A 20,564-nucleotide genomic window follows, 5' to 3' on the forward strand; every position below is an offset into this window, starting at 1 on the left:
TTTTACACTAATGTAGTCAAAAATTCGTAAACTTTGGCTGTCGGAAGCCCCATTACATTGGTATAAGAACCTTCTACTTTTGCAACTGCCATAAAACCAAACCATTCCTGAATACCATAAGCACCAGCTTTATCGTAAGGTTTGTAGTTTTCTATATAATACAAAATAGCTTCGTCTGACAAATCGTTGAAGGTTACTTTTGTAATATCGTGCAAAAGAGTAGAGGAATCTGAAGTTTTAAAACAAACAGAAGTAATGACTTCATGAGTTGCATTAGACATCGATTTAATCATTTCAAATGCTTCTTCGGCACTTTTAGGCTTTCCTAAAGCTTTATTCTGGTGCCAAACAATGGTATCGCTTGTAACCAAGATTTCGTTTTCTTTCAATTCTCCTTCAAAAGCGCTGGCCTTTAATTCGGCTAGATAATCGGTAATTTCTACCGCTTTTAATTCTGGCGGATAAATTTCTTCAACGTCTTTTAAGCGAATTTCAAAATCAAGGTCTAAATCCTTAAAAAATTGCTGTCTGCGAGGAGAACCCGAAGCTAAAATGATTTTATACTTTTTTAGTTTTTCTTTAAGCATTGTATTTGATATTTAAGGCAATAACCAAGATTGATAAGATTCCGAAGAATAAGATAAGTTTTAAGATGTTGCTTAAATGATGAAATTCCTTTTGAGATTTTGCACTGAATATTTTTACTATAAAATAAAGCAAAGGCGCTAAAACAGTGGCAAAAGCATAAAATACTGAAATGTAAAGCTTGTTTTGCATGAAGTACGTATTGCAATAAAGCGCACACATAATAAACGCAACAACGGCAAAGCCCAAAGCGATTTTGGCCGCTCTATTAACTCCTATTGCAACAGGTAATGTATTCATTCCCATATTGTAATCGCCATTTACATCTTCGATATCTTTTATAATTTCACGAATAAAATTAATCATAAAAGCAAATAAGGCATAGTCTATCAGAATAGAAAAAAGACTTGCCATTTGGGCTTGATTTTCGCCTGTAGTAGCAGGAAAAAGATCAAAAACCCCAATAATTAATACGCTTGTCGCTAAAAGCAATGCGACTACAAAATTGCCTAAAATCATAATTTGTTTTAGACTCGTCGCATAAAAATATAGAAGCGAAGCTATTAGAATAAAAAGGGATGCAAAAGTCGGCCTCATAATAATATTCGACAAAATAAAACCAATTGCAACGCCAGAAATATTTAAACCTATATAAATATTATAAGCAGCCGTTTCTGTAATTCCTTTTCCAACGACAACATTTTGCGGTTTGTTGATGCTATCAGTTCCCACATCGTAAATATTATTAATTACATAACCTGCAGCGGCTAATAAAACAGTGCTTAAAACCAGCAATCCATATTGCCAGTCAGCCAATGCCAGCGGAACTTGCTGTTGTTTTAAAAAGGCATAGCGAAAAAGCAGCTGCATAAAAGCAAGCATTAAAAGGTTTTTATAACGAATAAGTTTTAGGAATTTCATATTCTAAGGTTCTGAGAGGCTAAGATTCTAAGGTACTAAGTTTTTTTTCAAAATGGATACTGGGAACTGAAAACTGCGACTGATTACTTAATCGTGTTTTCCGTTAAAATAATCCATCCATTTTCCTTGCACTTTCATCACTTGCTCGATAACGTCTCTCGCAGCGCCACGTCCGCCTTTTACGTGTGAAATATAATGGCAAAGCGTTTTAATTTCTGGGCTAGCATCTTGCGGACAAGTTGGAAGTCCAACTAATTTCATTACATGAAAATCAGGGATATCGTCTCCCATATACAACACATTTTCTGGTTTAATATTGTTGCTTTCGCAGTAAGCGTTAAACGTTTTTACTTTATCAGGAGTTCCTAAATGAATGTCATTAACGCCCAAATTACGAAGACGAACACGAACGCCTTCGTTGCTTCCGCCAGAAATAATGCATACATGGTAACCGCTTTCAATAGCCGCTTTCATTGCATAACCATCACGAATGTTCATTGTTCTTAACATTTCGCCTTCATTGGTTACAAAAACAGAACCATCTGTAAGTACGCCATCTACATCAAAAACAAACGTTGTGATGTCATTCATTATTTCTTTATAACTTTTTCCCATTATGCTGTATAGATTGTGTTAGGATTTTATAGATATTTTTTTTGTTTTCGTCTTGTAAAAAGGCCATATGCGCATTGGTTGTGTTAGAATCATGGCGTATCGCTGGGCCTGTTTGTGCATCAATAGGATCGAGTGTATTGATTTTATCTGCTGTCTCTTGAATTAAAGGCTTTAAAACAGCAAAAGGAACCTGATTTTCTTCGCAGATTTCGTGTCCCATTTGGTACAAGTGATTCGTAAAATTGCTTACAAATACCGCAGCAACATGAAGTGCCTTGCGCTGTTCTGAACTTATAGAATAAACCGCAGTTGAAACACTTTTTGCAATGGTTTCTAAAAGTTTGAAATCGGCTGTATTTTCTGCTTCTAGACAAAAAGGAACAACAGAATAATCTAATTCTTTATTTTTAGAAAATGTCTGAAGCGGATAAAAAACACCACGTCTGTTTTTAGGATCTAAAAGTTCAATTGAAGATGTTCCAGAAGTATGAACCACCAATTGATTGTTAAACGGAAGCTGTTCTGAAACTTCTGTAATGGCATTATCTGAAACTGAAATAATATGCAAATCAGTAGGTTCTAATGCTTGAAAATCGGTTACAATCTTTTCAGAATCAATAAGATGAAGTAAGGCTTCTTTCTTTCGTGAAAAAACCTGCTTAATTTCAACAATTTTGCTGGCAGAAAAAGCCTTTATCAAATGCTGTGCAACATTGCCGGAACCGATTATTGTTATCTGAATCATGAAAGCAAAATTAGTATTATTTTTTTTAATGCGGGAGACTATTGAATATTGATAATGCTTTTTTGAAGTTTTTATTGTCTTCTGGTTTTGGTTAGAATTCTAACACTTTTTAGCTAAAAACAATTATTCAAAAAAAGTACATCTGTTTTGTAGGTTTAAACTTTCTATATTACCAATTCGTTTAAAAAATAGTCCTTATTTTTGGTTTTTATTAACAAAAGGCAAAGCCTGCTAATCAACATTTTTAAGTACTTTTGTCGCACTTTTATACAATGTAATTCCTAAGAAATGGATAAAAAAATATTCTCTTTTTTGTTTTCTACACGATTAATGGCCGTTCTTTTTTTAACATTCGCAATTGCAATGGGTATTGGAACTTTTATCGAAAGTAAATACAATACCGATACGGCTAGAATACTAATTTACAATACTTGGTGGTTTGAGGCAATTATGGCCATCTTTATGCTGAATTTCTTCGGAAATATCAAAAGATATCAATTGCATAAAAAAGAAAAATGGGCAACTCTTTTATTACACCTTGCTTTTGTTTTTATCCTTTTAGGAGCTTTTATTACAAGATATATTAGTTACGAAGGAATGATGCCAATTCGCGAAGGCGCGGCAGAAAACCAAGTATATTCAGATAAAACCTTTTTAACCATTTTTGCTGATGGCGAATATAAAGGGGAAATGAAAAGAAGGGTTTTTGAAAAAAATCTTTTATTGTCTCCTGTTACCAATAATGATTTTAGCATTTCAGGAAAATTTGACGAAACTCCTTTTGAAGTGACCTATTCGAACTATATCATGGGAGCAAAAGAAGTGGTTAAGCCAGATCCAAACGGAACTTTATACCTTAAACTAGTTGAAGCCGGAGCGGGTGGGCGAGAAGAACATTACCTAAAAGAAGGTGAAGTTCAGAACATTCACAATGTTTTATTTGCTTTAAATAAGCAGACAGACGGTGCCATTAACATCAATACAACTGGAAAAGAATATACAATCCAAACTCCGTTTGAGGGTGAATTTATGCGAATGGCAGATCAATTTAAAGGAAAAGTTACAAAAGATAATGTACAGCCTTTAATGATGCGCTCATTATATAGCATTGGAGATATTAGAATTGTATTTCCAGAGCCTCCATTGAAAGGAAAAGTGGATTATGAATCGAATAATGATTTTAAAGCAAAATCTCATTCTGACGCTTTAGTAGTTAAAGTAAAAGCAGAAGGACAAGAAAAAGAAGTGATGCTTTTTGGTTCTAAAGGACAAGTTGGAGAAGCTAAAACAGTAAAAATTGGCAACATAGAATATTCTTTATTTTACGGAAGTAAAGCTTATATTTTGCCATTTAAAGTTCGTTTGAACGATTTTATTGCAGAGAAATATCCTGGAACAGAAAAAAGTTATTCTTCATACAAAAGTAAAGTAACTGTTCAAGATTCAACAGAAACTTTTGATGCTGATATTTTTATGAATCACGTTTTAGATTATAAAGGATTCCGTTTCTTCCAATCTTCATTTGATCCAGACGAAAAAGGAACTGTTCTATCTGTAAACCATGACTTCTGGGGGACAAACATTACTTATTTTGGTTATTATCTATTATACATTGGTTTAATGGCAATTATGTTTACTAAATATTCTCGTTTTGGTGATTTGAAAAAGAAATTAGAAGCCATTCAGAAGAAAAAAGAAAAGCTAATTACTATTTTAGTTTTATTGATTAGTTTGAACGGATTTGCACAGCAAACACCTCATGTTCATTCACACGATCATGATCATGACCATGAGCATACTGCAGATTCAAATGATCATGCCAATCACGTTACGGCTCCACCAAGCAAGAAACAGTTAGATTCTTTATTGAATATTTACAAAGCGCCAGAAGCACACGCAGCAAAATTTGGTCGTTTGATTATTCAGGATGCTGGCGGAAGAATGAAGCCAATCAATACATTTTCATCTGAATTACTTCGTAAAGTAAGTCATAGTGATAAATATAACGAAATGAATTCTGATCAGGTTTTCTTATCTATGACGCAATATGCGCAGGTTTGGATTCAAGTTCCTTTGATTTATATTAAATCTGGAAATGACAGTATTCGTAAAATTATCGGAATCGATTCTAAAGATCAATACGCTCCTTTTGTAAAATTCTTTGATGAACAAGGAAATTATAAATTATCTCCTTATTTAGATGCAGCTTACAAAGCAGCAAATCCGAATAATTTTGAGAAAGATTTTGTTGAGACTGATAAAAAAGTAAACTTAATGGAATCGGCATTAAGCGGAAGTATTTTAAGAATCTTCCCAATTCCAAATGATCCAAACCACAAATGGGTTTCTTATTTAGAGCGTGAAAGTGCTGGTTTTAAAGGAATGGATTCTACTTACGTAAAACAAATTCTTCCGTTATATTTTAGCGCTTTAAATAACGGTTCTATCGAAAAAAACTTCGATACAGCAGATAATTTAGTAGAAAGCATCAATGGTTTTCAAAAGAAATTTGGAGCTAAAGTAAGACCAAGTGAGCAAAAAATCGATGCAGAGATTGCTTACAATAAGTATGATGTATTTAAAGTTTTGCCTTACTGGTATATTACAGTAGCTATTTTGATGTTAATATTTACGATTTTAAATATTTTCTTTGAGAAAAAATGGCTTCGTGTTACCGTAAACGTTTTCCACGTTATGGTGGGATTATTGTTTGCACTTCATACGGTAGGATTAATTGCACGCTGGTATATTTCTGGACACGCACCTTGGAGTAACGCGTACGAATCTATTGTATATGTGGCTTGGGCAACTATGTTCTTCGGACTTGCTTTTGATAGAAAATCTAAATTAACAGTTGCTTCATCTGCATTTGTTACAGCAATGATTTTGATGGCTGCTTATATGAACTGGATTGACCCTGAAATTGCAAATTTACAGCCGGTGCTTAATTCTTACTGGTTAATGATTCACGTTGCAGTAATCGTGGCTAGTTACGGCCCATTTGCATTAGGAATGATTTTAGGTTTTGTTGGTCTTGTATTGATTTTCTTTACAACTGAGAAAAACAAAACTAAAATGGACTTACATATTAAAGAAATAAGCTATATCAATGAAATGGCCTTAACAATTGGTCTTATTATGTTGACTATTGGAAATTTCCTTGGCGGACAATGGGCAAATGAAAGTTGGGGACGTTACTGGGGATGGGATCCAAAAGAAACTTGGGCTTTAATTTCAATTATGGTTTATGCCTTTGTTATTCACGCTCGTTTTGTACCTGCGCTAAGAGGAAAATGGTTCTTTAACTTAATGAGTATGTTTGCTTTTATTTCGATCTTATTTACTTATTATGGAGTGAATTTTCACTTAGTTGGTCTGCATTCTTATGCAAGCGGAGAAGCACATTCATTAAACTGGGTATATTATTTACTAATTGCCATTAGTATAATTGGAGCAATTACGTATCCAAAATATCATAAATACTACAAAACTAAAAAAGTAAAGAAATAAATAATTTACAATAATTATTAATTCATAAGAAAGGCTCAACACTATGTTGAGCCTTTTTTTATATTTCTAATCTGAAAATTTACCCGAGAGAAGAAGCACAATAGCAGTTAGTATTAAAAAGCAGATTAAAAAGATAAGGTGGCTTAATATGGATAATAAAAATGCTTTTGTTTTAGATATTTTATTGAAGAACTGAATATTGGTCCAAAAGATTAAAACAATACCAATAATATACATGGCGTAAGTATACTGCTGTATGTGTGAAGTATGATTGAAAAAAATCAACGCTGGTATTGTTAATAGCTGTACAGAAATTCTTTGTGCAGCTTTGAAAGTATTAAGCACAAAAAGTTCCACAAAATTATAACCTTGTTTTCTAAAAACGAGATACGTACCAATAGTATAAATAGGAATGGAAGCTACTGTTACCCATGAGAAATGGGTCGCGAAAAATTCGTTTAAATAATCAGAATCTATGTTTGGACTCTTTACCGAATCAAAAGTATTAATGTGAAAATAATGATACAAAACCCCATAAAGCGTCGCAAGAACCACAACCAATGATAAAGGCTTAAAATGACGAACTCTTTTTCCTTCTATAAATTCGCGGATAGAATGGCCTGGCCTTGTAAACAATTGTTTTAGAGAATACAAAATACCTTTATCAAAATGCAATAAACCGTGCTGAATGTCGTGCCACAAAAAATGAATATTGATCTTGTGTGTTTCTGCAGGCTGACCGCAATTATTGCAATAATGACCTCTAAAAACCTGATGGCAATTTTTGCATATTATTTCCATTTCAGTTCCATATTTGGTTTTATGAATTACTTTTTTGCTTTCTTATGATTCCGTTAGGATACATAATCGCCAATAAAACTATTATCAGCAGAAAATTATATTCGACACCGTTTCTTCCGCCGCCTACAACAAACCAGCCTTCTTTAAAATGCACTAAAACAATTCCCATTATAAGAACAAAAATGGTTACAAAACCAGCAAGTTTAACATATTTGTTTGCTAACAAAAGTACCGCCGCAACAACATGAGATAATTTGATACTCCAGGCTAGAAACACGCCATAAGAAGCAAAACCGATTTGGTTGAGAAAAAGATTTCCGAAATCATTTATACCGTTATTGAACATTCCAAAAACGGAATGAGTTAAAAGGATAATAGCCACAGCAATTCTCAAAAGTAAATTTGCACTCATAAATTGGTTTTTGGTGAATTAAAAGTAATAAAAAAACGCATATTACTCTGAATATGCGTTTTAGCTTTTTATGAAAAATGAGTTTTAAACTTTTCCTAAAGTATAAAGTTGTTCCATTGTTGGTGTTAGACTTCCGCCAGCTGGCTCCAAAGTAATTCCAAAAGCCTCAGCCGAATCGGTTTGGCTTACAGCAAAGATTTTTTGTTTATTTCCTTCAAAATCATCCAGTAAACCAATACTTGTTGGCGTAAGAACAGGACTTAGCTTTAAAGACCAAACCTGATAAACCATTCCTTTTGGAGGATCTGGTAAACCTGCGGCATCAATATAAGTTGTTTTAGTCTGCTTATTCCAGTATACTTTTGCAAAAGAAGCTGGAGAAACGGCCTGACCGCCAAGAGTTACTCCGGTATTTTTAATATCTCTTACGATACTTAGATTTTTTTCAGTTTGTTTATTCTGCTGATCTAAGAAAGCGTATTCGCGCTGAATTTTATTTTTTTCATTTCCAACAGTCGAGATTGCTTCTTTAGTTTTTGTTAATTCTAAAGTCTGATATCCTAAACCTAGCAATAACAGCACGGCAGCGGCCCAACCGACATATTGAGACCAGTTTGAAGTTGGTTTCAGTTCGACTACTTTTCCGTGCTTAAGCTCCAGACGAGCTTTAATTTTTTCAAAATTTTCCACAGAATGGAAAGGAGAGAAGCTCGACGAAAGTGCAATTATAGCTTTTTCTATCGAAATGATTTCTTGATCAACTTCGGGTGACTTTTTTGCTAGTTCTGCTATTTCTAAATTTTCTTTTTCGCTCAGTAAGCCATAAACGTATAGCTCTAAAATTCCTGATTCTATATATTCTTGTGCTTCCATTATACTTTCAAATAATTACGTAAATCGTTAATACAGTTTCTGTTTTGTGTCTTGATAGTCCCCAGTGGCAGTGCCAATTCTTCTGAAGCTTCTTGCTGGGTATATCCTTTAAAGAATAATAGGTTAATTATTTCGATACATTTTGGTTTCAGTTTCTTTACGAATTCTTGAATTCCAATTGCATCGAGTTTGTGGCTTAATTTATTACTCTCATCTAACAGATTTACGAAATTATCTGAGGAAAGGTTTTTTTGGGTGTTATTATAGTCTTTAGAACGAAGTTTATCGATCGATGTGTTTCTGGCAATATTAATGATCCAGGTGTAAAAACGACCTTTACTTTCATTATAAGAATCGATGTTTTTCCATATTTTGACAAAAACATCTTGCAGAACATCTTCTGCTTCTTCTCGATTTTTGATTAGGACATGAATAACAGAAAACAAGCTTTTTGAATACATATCGTACAAATGGGTAAAAGCTTTTTCGTCCTTTTTGTAAATTAAAACTAGCAGTTCTTCTTGACTCATAGATTAGAAATTTTAAGTTTAAACATTAGAAATTGAAGCATTATATGTTAACCTGTTATAAAGTTAAATTATTTTTCTCTCACTTTTATATTTTTTTTAATAGCGAAAAACCTAAGAAAACAAAGGCTTCAAGAAAAAAATGCATTTTTTTTTCATTTTTTTTAAAACCAAAAACAATCCAATTACGTAAATGAGTTTATAAGGCCAGAAAAATCTCAATAGAGTTATAGAAAATCGAAAAACTGTTGTTATAATAGCATTATAGACATATGGATAGCAAAATAATAGTCAGAATATTAATAGTTGGATTAACAACAGTTTTGACACTGATCAGTTTTTCTGAAAGTGAATTTTTGAAAGATGCTTTAACGAGCTTTATTAGTATAAGAATTGATAACGAAATAGTTTAAAAATATTAAATAGTTGATGCACTCGGACTTCCAAAAAAAGAAGATTTTTTTAATAGGTCATTCGACAATTTTAGGATTTAAGTTTTCATCATACAAGCCAATAAGAGATTTTTTTTAAAGACGTTTGACATATGGGGGTTGAAGAAATTTTCGACATAACCGAGTGTCATCAACTATAATTTATAAAAGATTACATAATAATTAATTCATGGTTTGATTTGTTTGTATGGGGGGAAGCCTAACGTCTGATTAACGTTAGGCTTCAATTTTTTATTTAACTTTTGATTGGCAAAAATTATAGACTTAAAATAGTTTTTGTGAAATGGATTTTAGCTAATTTTATAAAAAATTATCAGATGAAAAAAATAATATTAATGCTATTTGGAGCAGCTCTTTTGTCAGCAACAGGATTAAATGCTCAAACTAATACAAACAAATTATCTAAAAAAGATAAAGCCATGGCTAAAGAAACAATTTATCAATTTAAAGTAGAAGATTTATCAGGAGATACTTTTGACTTTGCTTCTTTAAAAGGCAAAAAAGTCATGATTGTTAATACAGCTTCAAAATGCGGTTTAACTCCGCAATACAAAGATTTAGAAGCGGTTTACAAAGAATATAAAGATAAAGGTTTTGTAATTGTTGGATTTCCGGCAAATAATTTTGCTTCACAAGAACCTGGGACAGCTAAAGAAATCGAAACATTCTGCCAGCAGAATTACGGTGTAACTTTCCCGATGATGAACAAGGTTTCTGTTAAAGGAAGTGATATGTGTGAAGTGTATAAATTCTTAACCGAGAAATCTAGAAATGGTTTGCAAGATTCTGAAGTGGAATGGAATTTTCAAAAATACCTAATCAACGAAAAAGGGGAATTGGTTAAAGTAATTAAACCAAAAACTTTAGTTACAGAACCTGAAGTTATTAATTGGATTAAAAGCTAAAAAGCATAAAAAAAAACTCAAATTTGAAATTTTCAAATTTGAGTTTTTTTTTTTAGTTTCAAAGGGACAAAGATACAAAGGAACAGAGTTTTTAAATACTTTGCGTACTTTGCGGTTAATAAAACAAAAACTTTAAGTTCCAAAGATACAAAGGCAAAGGAACAGAGTTTTTAAATACTTTGCGAACCTTGCGTAATGCTTCGCGAACTTTGCGGTTAAACTAAAATAAGCTGCATAAAAACCAAGTCCAGCCAATGGTCAAATTTGTAGCCAACTTCACGAATCGTGCCCGTAGCGATAAATCCAAATTTTTCATGAAAAGCAATACTTCCTGCATTATCAGCATCAATTGCGCCAATCATAACATGATAACCTTGTTCTTTTGCTAAACAAATTAATTCTGTCAAAAGTTTAGAACCAATTCCTTTTCCTATAACATTGTCCACTACATAGACAGAATGTTCTACGGTATGTTGATAGCCTATTTTCTCTCTAAATTGCCCATAACTTCCAAAACCAACTACTTCGCCATCTAAATCGGCTACAATTACAGGAAGATTTTTAGCTTTTTTATCTTCAAACCATTTGGTCTGAACTTCCAAAGTTTGAATCTCGTAGCTATAATTAGCGGTTGTATGTAAAATAGAGTGATTTACAATTTCTAGAATCTTTTGTAAATCGTTTGTGGTTGCAGGTCTTAAAATAATGCTCATTGGTAATTATTGTGATTTATTTGGTATTCAGTTCAGCCAATAGAACATCTACTTCTTTAGAGTTCCAATCCATTTCTTTAGCAATGGCTTTGGCATTTTTGGCGTATTCCAAAGCTTTTTTCTTATTCTTTATTTTATTGTAAAGCTTAGCTTCGAGTAAGTTTCCGTCGTAGGAATCATTTAATTCTAAAGAGCGATCCACCCAAGAAATAGCCTTTTTTAAACTTTCAGTGTCTTTAATATGTTTAAAGTAAGTATTTCCGATGTCCTTTAAAAAACTAGCATCGTTCCAAACTAGTTTCTGAGTATCTTCAAGAGTAACTTTTTTATAGAAATTCCACTTTTCAGTTCTTTCTGCTAATGTCAAATCGTATTTAAAAACCAAAGAATCTGTTTTTTGCAATCGGATAGATTTGGCAATTTCCCTTTGTTTATAATAGTTTACCGTATCTAAATTATCAACCAAAGGACGAAGCAATTCATTTACAATACTTTCAATTTTACGGTCAACGCGATTTTGAGATGCTACAGCAGCAAATTCCTTCTGATGGTCTAAAACAAACTGAAATTCTCTAGATTTAATATCCGTAACACCGTTGGCTATAACTCTCCAGTTTAATTCGCTAACCAATTGATTATCCGTTTGAGTATTCAAATATACGTGAGTTGGTATTGATAACTCAGTTCTGTCTTTTCCTTTTTTTAGAGTATTTAAATACGTGAAGAATTTATCAGAATTGCTTGGATCAGCAAGAAACTCCTTTTCTAAATATGGTAATTGCATTTTCGGATTTAAAGCATAACGCAATTCATTTTGAAACTCCGCTTTTTTCATTTCTCCTTTCAGAGCATAAATTAGCGTTTCATTGCCGTCAAGAAATAAAAAAGTAGGAAGTGATTTTGTATTGAATTTATTCTTTAAAGCAATTCCTTCTTCTTTTTCAATATTTTTATACGTGCATACATAATTTTTATTCAAAAAATCAATAATAGCGGGATCGCTTAAAACTTCGGTTTTCATTAAATTACAATGCGGACACCAATCGGCATAAAGCATTACAAAAAGTGGTTTTCCTTCTTTTTTTGCATTTTCTAAAGCTGTTTTGTACGGAACATCAACAGGAACAAATTGATTCTGAGAAGTTATGGTTTGAAAAGTAACAGATAAAAAAAGTATAAATAAGAAACGCATAATAAGGCTGGCTTTTATTAATTATTCGATTTTACAAATATATCCCCTTTTTTGAGAAAGAGCCTTAATATATTCCTAATTATAATATAAATCAAGTGCGAAGTTTGTAACTTTGTAAGCAAGAGAAAGAAAGATTAAATAAGGATTTTTCTTTGAAAAAAGTAATACACGACCGGAATGATTTACCCCAAAATAGCGCTTGCACAAAGCATTATCGAAATTTTATCTGCCAAAGGCATTGTTAATATTATAATTTCTCCAGGATCTAGAAATGCACCGTTAACTATCGGATTTGCTCAAAATTCAAATTTTACCTGTTATAGTATTGCAGACGAGCGATGTGCCGCTTTTTTTGCTCTAGGAATTGCACAGCAAACTAAACAGCCAACTGCAATTGTTTGTACTTCAGGATCGGCTTTATTGAATTATTATCCCGCTTTCGCGGAAGCGTTTTACAGCCAAATTCCTTTAATTGTAATCTCTGCCGATCGTCCGCAAAGTAAAATTGATATTGGTGACGGACAAACGATTCGTCAAGAAAATGTTTTCTCTAATCATTCCGTTTTTAATGCAAATTTGACCGAAGATGCTTCAGAAGAAAATGATTTGAAAATCAATTTGGCCATTGAAACGGCAATTCAAAAGAAAGGACCAGTTCATATTAACGCGCCTTTTGAAGAACCTTTATACGAAACAACAGAAGAGCTTTCTGTACAGCCCAAAATTACAAATCCCGAGCCAGAAGCTTTTCCTTTAGCAATAGAAAATAGCGACGAAATAGTTTCTATTTGGAATACTGCAAAGCGAAAATTAATCTTAGTAGGAGTTAACGAAGCAAATGCAATTGATCAAGAAGTTATTGAAAATTTAGCTTCAGATCCGTCAATTGTTGTACTGACAGAAACAACATCAAATTTACATCATCCTAGTTTTATCAATTCAATAGATACTTTAATTACTCCTTTTGATGATTTTGATTTTAAGAAGTTTAACCCTGAAGTTTTAATCACTTTTGGAGGAATGGTTGTCTCAAAAAGAATCAAAGGATTTTTAAGAAAATACAAACCAGAACACCATTGGCATATTGATACTTTAAGAGCGTATGATACATTTGGAGCATTGACAAAACATTTTGAGATGCAGCCCAATGATTTCTTTAAAAACCTGCTTTCAAAAACCTCTTTTGTAAAAAGCAATTATTTTAAAAATGTAGATGCCGTTTACCAAACGAGATTAGAGAGAAGAAAAGAATATTTAAGTAAAATTGATTTTTCTGATTTTAAAGTTTTCGAAAAAGTAATAGAATCACTTCCTAAAAATAGTTTGTTGCAAATTAGCAACAGTTCTGCAATTCGCTATGCGCAATTAATCGATATTGATAGTTCTATTGAGGTTTTCTGTAATCGCGGAACAAGCGGAATTGATGGAAGCACTTCTACAGCAATTGGTGCAGCGGTTGGAAATAAAAAGCAAACTGTTTTTGTTACTGGAGACATTAGTTTCTTGTACGATAGCAATGCTTTATGGAATTCATACATTCCAAAAAACTTCAAAATTATTCTAATAAATAATGGAGGAGGAGGAATCTTTAGAATTTTGCCCGGACATGAAGAAAAACCTGTTTTCAATACGTATTTTGAAACCTCTCATAATCTTACAGCGGAGCATTTGGCTAAGATGTATAATTTTAATTATTATGCAGCAAAAGACAATGAATCTTTAGAAAGCGGAATCAAATCCTTATATGGTTCAGATGATGTTCCAGCAATTTTGGAAGTATTTACGCCAACATTGGAGAATGATCAGATTTTAAAGCAGTATTTTAAATACCTATATTGATTTTTTGAAAGAAAAATTTTGTTAAAATTATTGATTTATTGCTTCTTTAGCTATAGATTTGGCGCATTATTCACCAAATACATTCATAGTTATGAGCAAGAGAGAAGAATTAATTACAAAGTACACTACTGATTTAAAAGAGAAATGCGGTATTACAGCTGATGTAGATTTATTAACAAAAGTCACAATTGCTTGTGGCCCATCTATTTATAATGATGATGCCTCTACAGTAGCTTCTTCGCAACAATCAGAATTGGATACTGTAAAAAACAACTTTCTAATTAAGAAATTAGGTTTAAGTAGTGGTCCAGATTTAGACAAAGGAATTGATGCCGTTATGGAAAAATATGGAAAATCTAATAAACACAAATATAGAGCTGTTGTTTATTATTTACTGACTGTACATTTTAAAAAAGAAAGCATCTTCAAGTAATTAAGTTTGATGCAATTTAAAATCCCTTCATAAGTTCTACTTATAAAGGGATTTTCTGTTTTTTACCTACAAATTAAGTTTTGTTAAATTAATTTCTTTGTACGATGCCAAACTTCGTACCTTTGCACCTCACAAACTTAGTTGTATAATCAACTTAGAATATTTAGAAAATGCTAGAAATAGGAAAATACAATACCCTAACTATATTGCGTGACACCAAAGTTGGTTTGTTTTTAGGAGATCCTGAAAACGATCCAGATGGCGTTCACGATGTTTTGCTTCCCAATAAATATGTACCAAAAGTATTTGAAATTGGCGAAGAATTAATCGTTTTTGTTTACTTAGATCATGAACAGCGACCAGTTGCGACAACTTTGGTTCCGTACATTTTACTTAATGAGTTTGCTCTTTTGAGAGTAAATTACATTAATAACGTTGGTGCGTTTATGGACTGGGGAATGGAAAAAGATATCTTGGTTCCGTTTAAAGAACAAGCGCGTCCGATGGAAAAAGGAAAACGCTATTTGGTTTATTTATATTTAGACACACAGACCAATCGTTTGGTGGCTTCAAGTAAAACCAATCAATTTTTGAGTAATGACCAGTTGACGGTTGAAAAAGGCGAAGAAGTAGATTTAATCGTGTCTCATATTACCGATATGGGAATTAATGTTATTATAAACGAACGTCATAAAGGTCTTTTGTACAAAGATGAAGTTTATGATGATTCGATAAGAACCGGCGACAGAATGCGTGGTTATATCAAAAACATTCGTCCTGATAACAAAATTGATGTTGCGCTTCAGCCTCAAGGCGTTGAGAGTATCGAGCCCAATGCAGAGAAGATTTTAAGTGAATTGAGAGCCAGTAGAGGTTTCCTTCGTTTAAACGATAATTCTCATCCAGAAGACATTAAAACAGTTTTGAAAATGAGTAAAAAGTCATTCAAAAAAGCAATTGGTTCTTTATACAAAGAAAAACTGATCGAAATTAAAGAAGACGGAATTTATCTGGTAAAAGAATAGAAATTCCAATTAAAAAATTCCAAATTCCAATTGATACTTGGAATTTGGAATTTAAAATTTGGAATTTATTTTGCGCTAGCAAAATTATTATAACACGAAAGGCTGCTCATTACAAGCAGCCTTTCGCTTTTTATTCAGTTTAAAAAAAAACAGAAAATAAAGAAGACGGAATTTATCTGATAAATCAAATCCTAATATTTTAAATTCCAAATTCCAAGACTGATTCAACGCAATCCATTGGAATTTGGAATTTAAAATTTGGAATTTATTTTGCGCTAGCAAAATTATTATAACACGAAAGGCTGCTCATTACAAGCAGCCTTTCGCTTTTTATTCAGTTTTAAAAAAAATTGTAATTAAAAAAAAACAGAAATAAAATAATTCGAATTCATCTCAGGACAATGGCTTTACGTATTTTAGAGATCGTCCCATCGATGGTATGTCTTTTAAATAATCAATGCACCTATCTTAAAAGCAAAAAAGAGAATTTCACGGCTCATCCATTGGTTTTATAAAATAACTTTTAGAAAGTTGTGAATTAGTACTTTTTTCCTCTTTTCGTTATCATTTCTATACTAATCAATAGACAATTCTAACATTTAACCTTAGGTGTTACTTTTTTCTTTTTGAAGTTTCGACAAACACATAAATCATTTGCTCCTTTAATTGAGGTTTGTTACTTAAAACCCTAAAAAAATGAGCGACAAATTTTTTAAATTTTCTCAAAAAAATCATTTTTTAGGTTAATAAATCAGTGAAAGAAAATCAATCTGAAATCTTTGAAATGTTTTGTATCTCATTGATTTCTAGGGTGTAAAATTAATTATTATTTTTCTAAACTAATGTTAAAAAATGTTATTTTTTGTAAGTAAATACCAATTGTTAACATTAGAAGTCAATTTAGCAAAGACTTAAGAGCGATTGAGTAGGTAAAGTAGTAAAAATGATTTATTTTTACCCTATAATTATTTTTAAACAAAAAATCAAAATGGATTGGATTACAGCCAGAGAATTTGAAGATATAACTTATAAAAAATGCAATGGAGTAGCGAGAATAGCTTTTAACAGACCTAATGTTAGAAATGCATTCCGTCCTAAAACTACTTCAGAATTATACCAAGCTTTTTATGATGCACAAGAGGATACTTCGATTGGTGTAGTTTTACTTTCAGCTGAAGGGCCTTCAACAAAAGACGGAGTTTATTCTTTCTGCAGCGGTGGAGATCAAAATGCGCGTGGACACCAAGGTTACGTTGGAGACGACGGACAGCACCGTTTAAATATTTTAGAAGTACAGCGTTTAATCCGTTTTATGCCTAAAGTAGTTATTGCAGTGGTTCCAGGATGGGCCGTAGGTGGCGGACATAGTTTGCACGTAGTTTGCGACATGACGCTTGCAAGTAAAGAACATGCCATTTTTAAACAAACTGATGCAGACGTAACAAGTTTTGACGGTGGTTACGGATCGGCATATTTGGCTAAAATGGTGGGTCAGAAAAAAGCTCGTGAAATCTTCTTTTTAGGTAGAAATTATTCTGCTCAAGAAGCTTTTGAAATGGGAATGGTAAATGCTGTAATTCCACATGACGAGTTAGAAGCTACTGCTTACGAGTGGGCACAGGAAATTCTTCAAAAATCACCAACATCTATAAAAATGCTGAAATTTGCAATGAACTTGACAGACGACGGAATGGTCGGACAACAAGTTTTTGCAGGAGAAGCAACTCGTTTAGCTTACATGACCGAAGAAGCAAAAGAAGGAAGAAACGCTTTCTTAGAGAAAAGAAAACCAAACTTCGGTGAAAATAAGTGGTTACCATAATAAATTGTAGATTTCTGATTTTAGATTTTAGATGTGATATTCAAGCAATCTAAAATCAGAATTTTTAAAAATCTAAAATCTACATTCTAAAATCTAAAATAATAAAAATGAAACATTGGATTGAAGCCGCTAGACTGCGCACATTACCTTTATCAGTTTCCGGAATTATAGTTGGAAGTATTTATGCATTGTCAAATCCAACAGAAACGATTAACACTCCAACAGAAGTATTCAGCTGGAAAGTTTTTGGTTTTGCTCTATTGACAACGTTAGGATTACAGGTTTTATCCAATTTTGCAAACGATTATGGCGATGGAGTAAAAGGCACTGATAATGCTGATCGAGTAGGGCCACAACGCGCTATTCAGAGTGGTGTTATTACGCCTCAGGCAATGAAAAAAGCCATTATTATTACTTCGCTTTTAACTTTATTGTCTGCCATCACATTAATTTATTTTGCTTTCGGAAAAGACAATTTCGGATATTCAATCTTTTTTCTATTATTAGGAATCGCGGCTATTGTTTCTGCAATTCGTTATACTGTTGGTAATTCTGCTTACGGTTATAGAGGATTTGGAGATGTATTCGTTTTCATTTTCTTCGGACTAGTGAGTACTTTAGGAGTAAACTTTTTGTACGCAAAAGAAGTTGATCCGCTTTTGATTCTTCCAGCCGTTGCAATCGGATTATTGAGTGTTGGGGTTTTAAACCTAAACAATATGCGCGATCAGGAATCGGATAAAAAATCCGGTAAAAATACAATTGTAGTGCAGATAGGAGCTAAAAAAGCTAAAAACTATCACTTTTTCCTAATCATTACTGCAATGGTATTAGTAGTTGTATTTGCTATTTTAAGCGATTACAACTTCGACCAATACTTATTTTTATTGGCTTATATTCCGTTGACAAAACATTTAATTACGGTTTACAAAAATCAAGATCCAAAATTATTAGATCCAGAATTAAAGAAACTGGCATTAAGCACGTTCTTACTTTCTATACTACTTACAGTGTGTATGATTTCTTTGATTTCAGATATCATTGTAAACCTCTTTTTGGGAGGTAGATAAAAATAAACGTTTAATTTAAAAGGTAAAAAAATGAAAATTACATACTACGGACATGCTTCATTAGGAATTGAAGTAGGAGGAAAACATATCATTGTGGATCCATTTATTACCGGAAATCCGCAAGCAGCATCAATCAATCTTAGTACCATAAAAGCCGATTATATCTTATTGACGCATGCGCATGCCGATCACGTTTTAGATGTTGAGGCTATTGCTCAAAATACAAAGGCAGTTATTGTTTCTAATGCTGAAATTGCAAGCTATTACGCAAAAAAAGGATTCAATTCTCACCCAATGAATCACGGCGGAAGTTGGAAATTTGATTTCGGAAAAGTAAAATATGTAAACGCAATTCACTCAAGCAGTTTTCCTGATGGCACATACGGAGGAAATCCTGGAGGTTTTGTAATCGAAGGAGAACATAAAAATATCTATATCGCTGGAGATACCGCTTTGACTTACGATATGAAATTGATTCCGCTTCGTACAAAATTAGATTTAGCAATTCTTCCAATTGGAAACAATTTTACAATGGATGTTGAAGATGCTATTATTGCTTCAGATTTTGTAGAATGTGACAAAGTTTTAGGATATCACTTTGACACTTTTGGCTATATCGAAATCAATCATGAAGAAGCAATCCGCAAATTTTTCGATAAAGGAAAAGATTTAATGCTTTTACCAATCGGAGATTCTATTGAATTATAAGAAGCTAATCCCGCTATACGCTATATCTTTTGTGGCGAACCCCGCCACAAAAGGATATCGCTACTATCGGGGCTAGGGCACTCAATTCCATAAGAAAGTTATTTGGCATAATCTATGTTAATTGAATTAAAGTTTTTTAAAGTAAAAATCATTTTAATCTGTGAAATCAGTGGCAACTAAAGCATCATCACAAAATTCAACTTTCAAACCAATTCTATTCTTACTATTTATCGCAATTTCCAGTAATGCGTTTGCACAAAAAGACGGTTATTGGGACAAAGAACGCGCTACAACCAAAGAAATTATGGTTCCTGCGCGCGATAGAATTTCTATACCAACAGAAGATTTGCCGGTTGGAACTACAGAAATTGTATATAGAATCACTCTTTTAGACAAAAACCAAGAAATGGCCAATAGTTTGGTCTCTTTGTTAAAAGCAATTCCAGATCCAACAGGAGTAAGTCAGGGTTCGGCTGGCGCTGTTTTTCTGATGTCAAAAATTTCAGGAGATGACAAATGCACTTATTCGATTTTTACATCTAATGAAAATGCTAAAAAATATATTGCAGATGGTAAAATTGACAATGCTTGCTATTCTCAAGCAGAACCTGTAAGCAAAGATGCCAAACGTTTATCCGTAAACAAATCTTCTTGTTTAAAAGAAGATATTAGCACTATTTGGTTTGGCTTTGAAAGCAAAAATTGGATCTTGAGTCAGAAAGTTGTTATAGAAGTGGTGCCTTGGGTTGATACTAAATTAAGCCGTGGTTGGAATCAAGACAATAAAAATGAAATTATAAGTTTGTGCAAAACGTCTACAATGGCACAAAAAATGGCCAATTCAGATGATTTCTGTGTTTGCATTTTAAATAAAATTATGAAGCAATATCGTTACGACGAGTTTCAAAAATTATTAGCCGTAGAAAAGACAAAAGTGTACAAAGATTTTGGAAACAGCTGTTACAAAGATGCCGATATTTCTAAAAATGTATTCAACGATTTGAGAACGCAAGTTGCTTCTTTAATTAAAGCTCAAAAATACAACGAGGCAATTCCAAAATTAAACACGATTGTGAGCGAAGGCAAAGCAACTGCATTAGATTACAGTTCTTTAGGTTATTGCTATATTTTAACCAAACAATATGCAAAAGCATTAAAAGTGCTTGTAGAAGGCGAAAAATTGGATGATACCGAATTATTGGTAAAATTAAATTTAGCACATACTTATTTGGTAAGCGATGATTATAGTGCTGCTAAAGCCATTTACAAAAAATACCAAACACAAAATGTAACCGATAGCTTAAGCTGGATTGCCAAAACAAAATTAGACTTTGCAGCATTTGAAAAAGCAGGTTTGCCAACAAAAGATTTTGAAAAAGTCTTAAAATTATACAATTAAGTTTCTGAGCTATGAAG

At 32.7% G+C, this 20,564-nt stretch carries 19 protein-coding genes; 9 read left to right on the forward strand and 10 right to left on the reverse strand.

Annotated features, from left to right (window positions below; genetic code table 11):
- Positions 1–2: 2 nt before the first annotated feature.
- From BSF41_RS19445 to BSF41_RS19460, 4 genes are all read right to left on the reverse strand, one after another.
- Positions 3–587 carry a Maf-like protein gene (locus BSF41_RS19445; protein WP_095931164.1) on the reverse strand — a complete coding sequence of 195 codons (585 nt, stop codon included), beginning with the start codon at positions 585–587 and terminating at the stop codon, positions 3–5.
- A complete protein-coding gene (locus BSF41_RS19450) occupies positions 580–1,506 on the reverse strand; it encodes a geranylgeranylglycerol-phosphate geranylgeranyltransferase (protein WP_095931165.1) in 927 nt (308 codons plus the stop codon). The genes BSF41_RS19445 and BSF41_RS19450 overlap by 8 nt, the downstream gene beginning before the upstream one ends.
- An 87-nt stretch (positions 1,507–1,593) precedes the next feature.
- A complete protein-coding gene (locus tag BSF41_RS19455) occupies positions 1,594–2,121 on the reverse strand; it encodes an HAD family hydrolase (RefSeq protein ID WP_095931166.1) in 528 nt (175 codons plus the stop codon).
- A complete protein-coding gene (locus BSF41_RS19460) occupies positions 2,105–2,866 on the reverse strand; it encodes a Rossmann-like and DUF2520 domain-containing protein (protein ID WP_095931167.1) in 762 nt (253 codons plus the stop codon). Before BSF41_RS19460 ends, BSF41_RS19455 begins: the two co-directional genes overlap by 17 nt.
- Positions 2,867–3,154: 288 nt before the next feature.
- Between BSF41_RS19460 and ccsA the strand changes: the two genes are divergently transcribed.
- Positions 3,155–6,376, forward strand: a complete 3,222-nt coding sequence (gene ccsA, locus BSF41_RS19465; protein ID WP_095931168.1) for a cytochrome c biogenesis protein CcsA — start codon at positions 3,155–3,157, stop codon at positions 6,374–6,376.
- A 66-nt stretch (positions 6,377–6,442) separates the two neighbouring features.
- Here the strand turns inward: ccsA and BSF41_RS19470 are convergent, their stop codons facing one another.
- The 4 genes from BSF41_RS19470 to BSF41_RS19485 form a co-directional block, all read right to left on the reverse strand.
- Positions 6,443–7,177: a DUF3667 domain-containing protein gene (locus BSF41_RS19470; RefSeq protein ID WP_095931169.1), complete on the reverse strand. Its 735-nt coding sequence runs from the start codon at positions 7,175–7,177 to the stop codon at positions 6,443–6,445.
- Positions 7,178–7,196: 19 nt separating this feature from the next.
- The gene (locus BSF41_RS19475) at positions 7,197–7,589 is read right to left on the reverse strand and encodes a DoxX family protein (RefSeq protein WP_095931170.1); all 393 of its coding nucleotides are present in this window, start codon (positions 7,587–7,589) and stop codon (positions 7,197–7,199) included.
- An 84-nt stretch (positions 7,590–7,673) separates the two neighbouring features.
- Positions 7,674–8,462: an anti-sigma factor domain-containing protein gene (locus BSF41_RS19480; RefSeq protein WP_095931171.1), complete on the reverse strand. Its 789-nt coding sequence runs from the start codon at positions 8,460–8,462 to the stop codon at positions 7,674–7,676.
- Complete coding sequence (locus BSF41_RS19485) at positions 8,462–8,992, reverse strand: RNA polymerase sigma factor (RefSeq protein WP_095931172.1); 531 nt, start codon at positions 8,990–8,992, stop codon at positions 8,462–8,464. Before BSF41_RS19485 ends, BSF41_RS19480 begins: the two co-directional genes overlap by 1 nt.
- A gap of 766 nt (positions 8,993–9,758) precedes the next feature.
- Between BSF41_RS19485 and BSF41_RS19490 the strand changes: the two genes are divergently transcribed.
- Positions 9,759–10,346 (forward strand): glutathione peroxidase, encoded by a 588-nt coding sequence (locus BSF41_RS19490; RefSeq protein ID WP_095931242.1) that lies wholly within the window; start codon positions 9,759–9,761, stop codon positions 10,344–10,346.
- Positions 10,347–10,561: 215 nt separating this feature from the next.
- Here the strand turns inward: BSF41_RS19490 and BSF41_RS19495 are convergent, their stop codons facing one another.
- Both BSF41_RS19495 and BSF41_RS19500 read right to left on the reverse strand, forming a co-directional pair.
- A complete protein-coding gene (locus BSF41_RS19495) occupies positions 10,562–11,059 on the reverse strand; it encodes a GNAT family N-acetyltransferase (protein ID WP_095931173.1) in 498 nt (165 codons plus the stop codon).
- A 16-nt stretch (positions 11,060–11,075) separates the two neighbouring features.
- Positions 11,076–12,251 (reverse strand): thioredoxin family protein, encoded by a 1,176-nt coding sequence (locus BSF41_RS19500; protein ID WP_095931174.1) that lies wholly within the window; start codon positions 12,249–12,251, stop codon positions 11,076–11,078.
- Positions 12,252–12,428: 177 nt separating this feature from the next.
- Between BSF41_RS19500 and menD the strand changes: the two genes are divergently transcribed.
- The 7 genes from menD (at position 12,429) to BSF41_RS19540 (ending at position 20,547) form a co-directional block, all read left to right on the forward strand.
- Positions 12,429–14,090 carry a 2-succinyl-5-enolpyruvyl-6-hydroxy-3-cyclohexene-1-carboxylic-acid synthase gene (menD, locus tag BSF41_RS19505; protein WP_095931175.1) on the forward strand — a complete coding sequence of 554 codons (1,662 nt, stop codon included), beginning with the start codon at positions 12,429–12,431 and terminating at the stop codon, positions 14,088–14,090.
- A gap of 91 nt (positions 14,091–14,181) precedes the next feature.
- On the forward strand, positions 14,182–14,523 hold the full coding sequence (locus tag BSF41_RS19510; protein WP_095931176.1) for a DUF2853 family protein: 342 nt from the start codon (positions 14,182–14,184) through the stop codon (positions 14,521–14,523).
- Positions 14,524–14,693: 170 nt separating this feature from the next.
- Positions 14,694–15,548, forward strand: coding sequence for a S1 RNA-binding domain-containing protein (locus BSF41_RS19515; protein WP_095931177.1), 855 nt, complete (start codon positions 14,694–14,696; stop codon positions 15,546–15,548).
- 988 nt (positions 15,549–16,536) lie between these two features.
- Positions 16,537–17,370 (forward strand): 1,4-dihydroxy-2-naphthoyl-CoA synthase, encoded by an 834-nt coding sequence (locus BSF41_RS19525; RefSeq protein WP_012024845.1) that lies wholly within the window; start codon positions 16,537–16,539, stop codon positions 17,368–17,370.
- Between the two features lie 107 nt (positions 17,371–17,477).
- Positions 17,478–18,440, forward strand: coding sequence for a 1,4-dihydroxy-2-naphthoate octaprenyltransferase (gene menA, locus BSF41_RS19530; protein WP_095931179.1), 963 nt, complete (start codon positions 17,478–17,480; stop codon positions 18,438–18,440).
- 30 nt (positions 18,441–18,470) lie between these two features.
- Entirely contained in the window at positions 18,471–19,148 is a 678-nt protein-coding gene (locus BSF41_RS19535) for a metal-dependent hydrolase (RefSeq protein ID WP_095931180.1), read from the forward strand.
- 160 nt (positions 19,149–19,308) lie between these two features.
- Positions 19,309–20,547, forward strand: a complete 1,239-nt coding sequence (locus BSF41_RS19540) for a M48 family metallopeptidase (RefSeq protein WP_095931181.1) — start codon at positions 19,309–19,311, stop codon at positions 20,545–20,547.
- Positions 20,548–20,564: the final 17 nt, after the last annotated feature.

It is taken from the genome of Flavobacterium sp. ACN2 (genome assembly GCF_002303885.1).
Taxonomy (GTDB): domain Bacteria; phylum Bacteroidota; class Bacteroidia; order Flavobacteriales; family Flavobacteriaceae; genus Flavobacterium.

Excerpts from the sequence above, each read along its gene's own strand:
- menA (WP_095931179.1), top strand. The coding sequence starts at position 17,478 with ATGAAACATTGGATTGAAGCCGCTAGACTGCGCACATTACCTTTATCA.
- ccsA (WP_095931168.1), top strand. The coding sequence starts at position 3,155 with ATGGATAAAAAAATATTCTCTTTTTTGTTTTCTACACGATTAATGGCC.
- BSF41_RS19490 (WP_095931242.1), top strand. The coding sequence starts at position 9,759 with ATGAAAAAAATAATATTAATGCTATTTGGAGCAGCTCTTTTGTCAGCA.
- BSF41_RS19525 (WP_012024845.1), top strand. The coding sequence starts at position 16,537 with ATGGATTGGATTACAGCCAGAGAATTTGAAGATATAACTTATAAAAAA.
- BSF41_RS19450 (WP_095931165.1), bottom strand. The coding sequence starts at position 1,506 with ATGAAATTCCTAAAACTTATTCGTTATAAAAACCTTTTAATGCTTGCT.
- BSF41_RS19485 (WP_095931172.1), bottom strand. The coding sequence starts at position 8,992 with ATGAGTCAAGAAGAACTGCTAGTTTTAATTTACAAAAAGGACGAAAAA.
- BSF41_RS19510 (WP_095931176.1), top strand. The coding sequence starts at position 14,182 with ATGAGCAAGAGAGAAGAATTAATTACAAAGTACACTACTGATTTAAAA.
- BSF41_RS19445 (WP_095931164.1), bottom strand. The coding sequence starts at position 587 with ATGCTTAAAGAAAAACTAAAAAAGTATAAAATCATTTTAGCTTCGGGT.
- BSF41_RS19460 (WP_095931167.1), bottom strand. The coding sequence starts at position 2,866 with ATGATTCAGATAACAATAATCGGTTCCGGCAATGTTGCACAGCATTTG.
- BSF41_RS19475 (WP_095931170.1), bottom strand. The coding sequence starts at position 7,589 with ATGAGTGCAAATTTACTTTTGAGAATTGCTGTGGCTATTATCCTTTTA.
- BSF41_RS19535 (WP_095931180.1), top strand. The coding sequence starts at position 18,471 with ATGAAAATTACATACTACGGACATGCTTCATTAGGAATTGAAGTAGGA.
- BSF41_RS19470 (WP_095931169.1), bottom strand. The coding sequence starts at position 7,177 with ATGGAAATAATATGCAAAAATTGCCATCAGGTTTTTAGAGGTCATTAT.
- menD (WP_095931175.1), top strand. The coding sequence starts at position 12,429 with ATGATTTACCCCAAAATAGCGCTTGCACAAAGCATTATCGAAATTTTA.
- BSF41_RS19500 (WP_095931174.1), bottom strand. The coding sequence starts at position 12,251 with ATGCGTTTCTTATTTATACTTTTTTTATCTGTTACTTTTCAAACCATA.
- BSF41_RS19515 (WP_095931177.1), top strand. The coding sequence starts at position 14,694 with ATGCTAGAAATAGGAAAATACAATACCCTAACTATATTGCGTGACACC.
- BSF41_RS19480 (WP_095931171.1), bottom strand. The coding sequence starts at position 8,462 with ATGGAAGCACAAGAATATATAGAATCAGGAATTTTAGAGCTATACGTT.
- BSF41_RS19455 (WP_095931166.1), bottom strand. The coding sequence starts at position 2,121 with ATGGGAAAAAGTTATAAAGAAATAATGAATGACATCACAACGTTTGTT.
- BSF41_RS19495 (WP_095931173.1), bottom strand. The coding sequence starts at position 11,059 with ATGAGCATTATTTTAAGACCTGCAACCACAAACGATTTACAAAAGATT.